Raw genomic sequence first — 6,393 nt, forward strand, 5'->3', positions numbered from 1 at the left:
GCGGCATAACCTGAATCTGAGGCAGCACCTGGCACGGCTGGGACGGAAGTCGCTGTCGCTCACAAAATCGGTGGAGCTGCATGACAAAGTCATCGGGCATTATCTGAACATAAAACACTATCAATAAGTTGGAGTCATTACCCTTTTTTCAACTTCTGATGGATGCGAGTGATTGAACTCATACATTAATGTTTTCCCACGAAGTCTTTTTTCAGGTAAGCCTTCGCACATATCGGTAAATAGCTTGCCTGCTTTTATTTTTTCTGTCATCGACATGTTCATTTTTAACATTCCGTCCTGATAAGTTGGTCGGATAAGGCGCTCGCGCCGTATCCGACATTAATTTCTTAAGCGACTTCATTCACCTGGCGACGCAGCAGAGAAAGTGGGCCGGGGCCGCTAAGCGTGAACACGGAAATTAAGGTGAAGCCCAGCGCCACCAGACCCAGCACCAGGTAAGCGCCCTGGAAACCGATGCTTTCATACATATTGCCCGCCAGAATAGACATAAAAATCATCGCCAGTTGCTTAAAGAAGCAGAAACAGACCAGATAAATCGTCGCTGAAAAACGCACTTCAAACTGGCTGGTAATATATTTAAAGCAGCCCACCAGCAGGAACGGTACTTCAAACATATGCAGCGTTTTCAGAATAACCACTTCCAGTGCTGAGGTAGCGAACGATGAGCCAATAATACGTACTGACATAATAGTGCCAGCCAGCAGCAGGGCGTTTTTCCCACCGATGCGATTAATGATCAGTGGCGCAAAAAACATAATCGAGGCGTTAAGTAATTCGCCCATTGTCGTTACGTAGCCAAATACCCGCGTACCCTGTTCACCGGTAGCAAAGAACGAAGTAAAGAAATTAGCAAACTGTTGGTCAAAAACATCGTAGGTGCAGGAAACGCCAATAACATACAGTGACAAAAACCACAGTTTTGGCTGTCTGAACAGTTCCAGCGCCAGCTTAAGGCTAAATGCCGAATGGTTGGCACCTACCGCATTGGCAACCGTGGCAGAAGAGGGCGCATCCGTTTTGGCGAAAAAGAGTAAAACGGCGAGGATGAATGCACAGCCAGAACCCAGCCAGAAAACAAACTGATTATTGATGGTGAACATGATGCCGACAATCGAGGCACACAGCGCCCAGCCAACACAGCCAAACATCCGCGCGCGACCATATTCGAAATTACTGCGACGGCTGACTTTCTCGATAAATGCCTCTACTGCTGGCGCACCGGCGTTAAAACAAAAGCCTAGATAAATACCACCAACAATCGATCCTACTAAAATGTTGTATTGTAACAGTGGCCCGAAGATAAAAATAAAGAACGGCGCAAACATCACTAACATGCCGGTAATAATCCACAGCAGGTATTTGCGCAGCCCGAGTTTGTCAGAAAGCAGACCAAACAGCGGTTGGAATAATAGCGAGAACAGAGAAATAGCGGCAAAAATAATACCCGTATCACTTTTGCTGATATGGTTGATGTCATGTAGCCAAATCGGGAAAAACGGGAAGTAGGCTCCCATGATAAAAAAGTAAAAGAAAAAGAATAAACCGAACATCCAAAAGTTTGTGTTTTTTAAATAGTACATAATGGATTTCCTTACGCGAAATACGGGCAGACATGGCCTGCCCGGTTATTATTATTTTTGACACCAGAGCAACTGGTAATGGTAGCTACCGGCGCTAAGGTGGAATTCCGCCGACACTGACGGGCTCCAGGAGTCGTCGCCACCAATCCCCATATGGAAACCGTCGATATTCAGCCATGTGCCTTCTTCCGCGTGCAGCAGATGGCGATGGCTGGTTTCCATCAGTTGCTGTTGACTGTAGCGGCTGATGTTGAACTGGAAGTCGCCGCGCCACTGGTGTGGGCCATAATTCAATTCGCGCGTCCCGCAGCGCAGACCGTTTTCGCTCGGGAAGACGTACGGGGTATACATGTCTGACAATGGCAGATCCCAGCGGTCAAAACAGGCCGCAGTAAGGCGGTCGGGATAGTTTTCTTGCGGCCCTAATCCGAGCCAGTTTACCCGCTCTGCTACCTGCGCCAGCTGGCAGGTCAGGCCAATCCGCGCCGGATGTGGCGTATTGCTCGCCACTTCAACATCAACGGTAATCGCCATTTGACCACTTCCATCAATCCGGTAGGTTTTCCGGCTGATAAATAAGGTTTTCCCCTGATGCTGCCACGCGTGGACCGTGGTAATCAGCACCGCGTCGGCAAGCGTATCTGCCGTGCACTGCAACAACGCTGCTTCGGCCTGGTAATGGCCCGCCGCCTTCCAGCGTTCGACCCAGGCGTTAGGGTCAATGCGGGTCGCTTCACTTACGCCAATGTCGTTATCCAGCGGTGCGCGGGTGAACTGATCGCGCAGCGGCGTCAGCAGTTGTTTTTTATCGCCAATCCACATCTGTGAAAGAAAGCCTGACTGGCGGTTAAATTGCCAACGCTTATTATCCAGCTCGATGCAAAAATCCGTTTCGCTGGTGGTCAGTTGCGGGATGGCGTGGGGCGCGGAGGGGAGTGTCACGCTGAGGTTTTCCGCCAGACGCCACTGCTGCCAGGCGCTGATGTGTCCGGCTGCTGACCATGTGGTCGCGTTCGGTTGCACTACGTGAACCGTTAGCCAGAGTTGTCCGGCGCTCTCCGGCTGCGGTAGTTCAGGCAGTTCAATCAACTGTTTACCTTGTGGAGCGACATCCAGAGGCACTTCACCGCTTGCCAGCGGCTTGCCATCCAGCGCCACCATCCAGTGCAGGAGCTCGTTATCGCTATGACGGAACAGGTATTCGCTGGTCACTTCGATGGTTCGCCCGGATAAACTGAACTGGAAAAACTGCTGCTGGTGTTTTGCTTCCGTCAGCGCCGGATGCGGCGTGCGGTCTGCAAAGACCAGACCGTTCATGCAGAACTGGCGATCATTCGGCGTATCGCCAAAATCACCGCCGTAAGCCGACCACGGATTGCCATTTTCATCATATTTAATCAGCGACTGATCCACCCAGTCCCAGACGAAGCCGCCCTGTAAACGGGGGTACTGACGAAACGCCTGCCAGTATTTAGCGAAGCCGCCAAGACTGTTACCCATCGCGTGGGCGTATTCGCAAAGGATCAGCGGGCGCGTCTCTCCAGGCAACGAAAGCCATTTTTTGATGGACCATTTCGGCACAGCCGGGAAGGGCTGGTCTTCATCCACGCGCGCGTACATCGGGCAAATAATATCGGTTGCGAAGGTGTCGGCTCCGCCGCCTTCATACTGTACCGGGCGGGAAGGATCGACAGATTTGATCCAGCGATAGAGTGCGTCGTGATTAGCGCCGTGGCCTGATTCATTCCCCAGCGACCAGATGATCACACTCGGGTGATTACGATCGCGCTGCACCATTCGCGTTACGCGTTCGCTCATCGCGGGTAGCCAGCGCGGATCATCGGTCAGACGATTCATTGGCACCATGCCGTGGGTTTCAATGTTGGCTTCATCCACCACATACAGGCCGTAGTGGTCGCACAGCGTGTACCACAGCGGATGGTTCGGATAATGCGAACAGCGCACGGCGTTAAAGTTGTTCTGCTTCATCAGCAGGATATCCTGCACCATCGTCTGCTCATCCATGACCTGACCATGCAGAGGATGATGCTCGTGACGGTTAACGCCGCGAATCAGCAACGGCTTGCCGTTCAGCAGCAGCAGACCATTTTCAATCCGCACCTCGCGGAAACCGACATCGCAGGCTTCTGCTTCAATCAGCGTGCCGTCGGCGGTGTGCAGTTCAACCACCGCACGATAGAGATTCGGGATTTCGGCGCTCCACAGTTTCGGGTTTTCGACGTTCAGACGTAGGGTGACGTGATCGGCATAACCACCACGCTCATCGATAATTTCACCGCCGAAAGGCGCGGTGCCGCTGGCGACCTGCGTTTCACCCTGCCACAAAGAAACCGTCACCCGCAGCTCATCGCGCAGCTCGCCGTACATCTGAACGTCTGCCTCCAGTACAGCGCGGCTGAAATCATCATTAAAGTGAGTGGCTACATGGAAATCGCTGATTTGCGTGCTCGGTTTATGCAGCAACGAGACGTCACGGAAAATGCCGCTCATCCGCCACATATCCTGATCTTCCAGATAACTGCCGTCACTCCAGCGCAGCACCATCACCGCGAGGCGGTTTTCTCCGGCGTGTAAAAATGCGCTCAGGTCAAATTCAGACGGCAAACGACTGTCCTGTCCGTAACCGACCCAGCGCCCGTTGCACCACAAATGAAACGCCGAGTTAACACCATCAAAAATAATTCGCGTCTGGCCTTCCTGTAGCCAGCTTTCATCAACATTAAATGTGAGCGAGTAACAACCCGTCGGATTCTCCGTGGGAACATACGGCGGATTGACCGCAATGGGATAGGTCACGTTGGTGTAGATAGGCGCATCGTAACCGTGCATCTGCCAGTTTGAGGGGACGATGACAGTATCGGCGTCAGGAAGATCGCGCTCCAGCCAGCTTTCTGGTACCGCTTCTGGTGCCGGAAACCAGGCAAAGCGCCATTCACCATTCAGGCTGCGCGACTCTTGGGAAGGGCGATCGGTGCGAGCCTCTTCGCTATTACGCCAGCTGGCGAAAGGGGGATGTGCCGCAAGGCGATTAAGTTGGGTAACGCCAGGGTTTTCCCAGTCACGACGTTGTAATACGACGGCCAGTGAATCCGTAATCATTGTCATAGTTGTATCCTGCGTGAATTGTTATCCGCTCACATTTTCGCATAACATACGAGCCGGACACATAGAGTGTAAAGCCTGGGGTGCCTAATGAGTGAGCTGACTCACATTAATTGCGTTGCGCTCACTGCCCGCTTTCAAGTCGGGAAACTTGTCGTGCCAGCTGCATTAAGGAATCTGCCAACGTGCGGGGAGAGGTGGTTTGCGTATTGGGCGCCAGGGTGGTTTTTCTTTTCACCAGTGAGACGGGCAACAGCTGATTGCTCTTCACCGCCTGGCCCTGAGAGAGTTTCAGCAAGCGGTCCACGCTGGTTTGCCCCAGCAGGCGAAAATCCTGTTTGATGGTGGTTAACGGCGGGATATAACACGAGCTGTCTTCGGTATCGTCGTATCCCACTACCGAGATATCCGCACCAACGCGCAACCCGGACTCGGTAATGGCGCGCATTGCGCCCAGCGCCATCTGATCGTTGGCAACCAGCATCGCAGTGGGAACGATGCCCTCATTTAGCATTTGCATGGTTTGTTGAAAACCGGACATGGCACTCCAGTCGCCTTCCCGTTCCGCTATCGGATGAATTTGATTGCGAGTGAGATATTTATGCCAGCCCGCCAGACGCAGACGCGCCGAGACAGAACTTAATGGGCCCGCTAACAGCGCGATTTGCTGGTGACCCAATGCGACCAGATGCTCCACGCCCAGTCGCGTACCGTCTTCATGGGAGAAAATAATACTGTTGATGGGAGTCTGGTCAGAGACATCAAGAAATAACGCCGGAACATTAGCGCAGGCAGCTTCCACAGCAATGGCATCCTGGTCATCCAGCGGATAGTTAATGATCAGCCCACTGACGCGTTGCGCGAGAAGATTGTGCACCGCCGCTTTACAGGCTTCGACGCCGCTTCGTTCTACCATCGACACCACCACGCTGGCACCCAGTTGATCGGCGCGAGATTTAATCGCCGCGACAATTTGCGACGGCGCGTGCAGGGCCAGACTGGAGGTAGCAACGCCAATCAGCAACGACTGTTTCCCCGCCAGTTGTTGTGCCACGCGGTTGGGAATGTAGTTCAGCTGCGCCATCGCCGCTTCCACCTTTTCCCGCGTTTTCGCAGAGACGTGGCTGGCCTGGTTCACCACGCGGGAAACGGTCTGATAAGAGACACCGGCATACTCTGCGACATCGTATAGCGTTACTGGTTTCACATTTACCACCCTGAATTGACTCTCTTCGGGTGCTATCATGCCATACCACGAAATGTTTTGCGCCATTCGGAGGGGGCACGCCGAAGTGAGATTCAAAATGCCGACGTCAGTTCACAGGTGGGTAATGATACCAACGTGTTGATTTCGTATTTTCACTGACACCAGGATCATCCTGATGTTACAAGGATTGAATGACTACAGATTAAAATAGTCATCAACAGGTTGACAGCATTACCGTTTTTTTCGTCTCATTTTTATCGTATTCGGGTGTCTGTCTGTACCATGCAGACGCTCGCTTTTTGTAATGCCAGCTAAAGAAACAGGCTTAACGTAGGATATTTAATGAGATGGTCACTCCCTCCTTCCCGGTACTATGCTGAGGACAGGCTTTCATTCGGAGAACTATCATGGAAAACATTGCGCTCATTGGTATCGATCTGGGTAAAAACTCTTTCCATATTC

The 6,393-nt window shown here is 52.4% G+C and carries 4 protein-coding genes and 1 pseudogene; 1 reads left to right on the plus strand and 4 read right to left on the minus strand.

Annotation, left to right across the window (positions count from 1 at the left end):
- A partial coding sequence (locus ACHH0Z_RS25205; RefSeq protein WP_213090707.1) for an IS1 family transposase occupies window positions 1-127 on the plus strand: 127 nt, incomplete at its 5' end.
- Between the two features lie 14 nt (window positions 128-141).
- Here the strand turns inward: ACHH0Z_RS25205 and ACHH0Z_RS25210 are convergent.
- The 4 genes and pseudogenes from ACHH0Z_RS25210 to lacI form a co-directional block, all read right to left on the minus strand.
- Window positions 142-282, minus strand: a pseudogene (locus ACHH0Z_RS25210) (maltose acetyltransferase domain-containing protein); the annotation flags it as partial.
- Between the two features lie 65 nt (window positions 283-347).
- A complete protein-coding gene (gene lacY / locus ACHH0Z_RS25215; RefSeq protein ID WP_003846917.1) occupies window positions 348-1,601 on the minus strand; it encodes a lactose permease in 1,254 nt (417 codons plus the stop codon).
- 51 nt (window positions 1,602-1,652) lie between these two features.
- On the minus strand, window positions 1,653-4,727 hold the full coding sequence (gene lacZ / locus ACHH0Z_RS25220) for a beta-galactosidase (RefSeq protein WP_007894989.1): 3,075 nt from the start codon (window positions 4,725-4,727) through the stop codon (window positions 1,653-1,655).
- Window positions 4,728-4,848: 121 nt separating this feature from the next.
- Window positions 4,849-5,931: a DNA-binding transcriptional repressor LacI gene (gene lacI / locus ACHH0Z_RS25225; protein WP_007851507.1), complete on the minus strand. Its 1,083-nt coding sequence runs from the start codon at window positions 5,929-5,931 to the stop codon at window positions 4,849-4,851.
- Between the last annotated feature and the right edge of the window lie 462 nt (window positions 5,932-6,393).

Origin of the sequence: Enterobacter cloacae complex sp. 2024EL-00227, assembly GCF_043945315.1 — a bacterium.
Taxonomy (GTDB): Bacteria; Pseudomonadota; Gammaproteobacteria; order Enterobacterales; family Enterobacteriaceae; genus Enterobacter; species Enterobacter roggenkampii.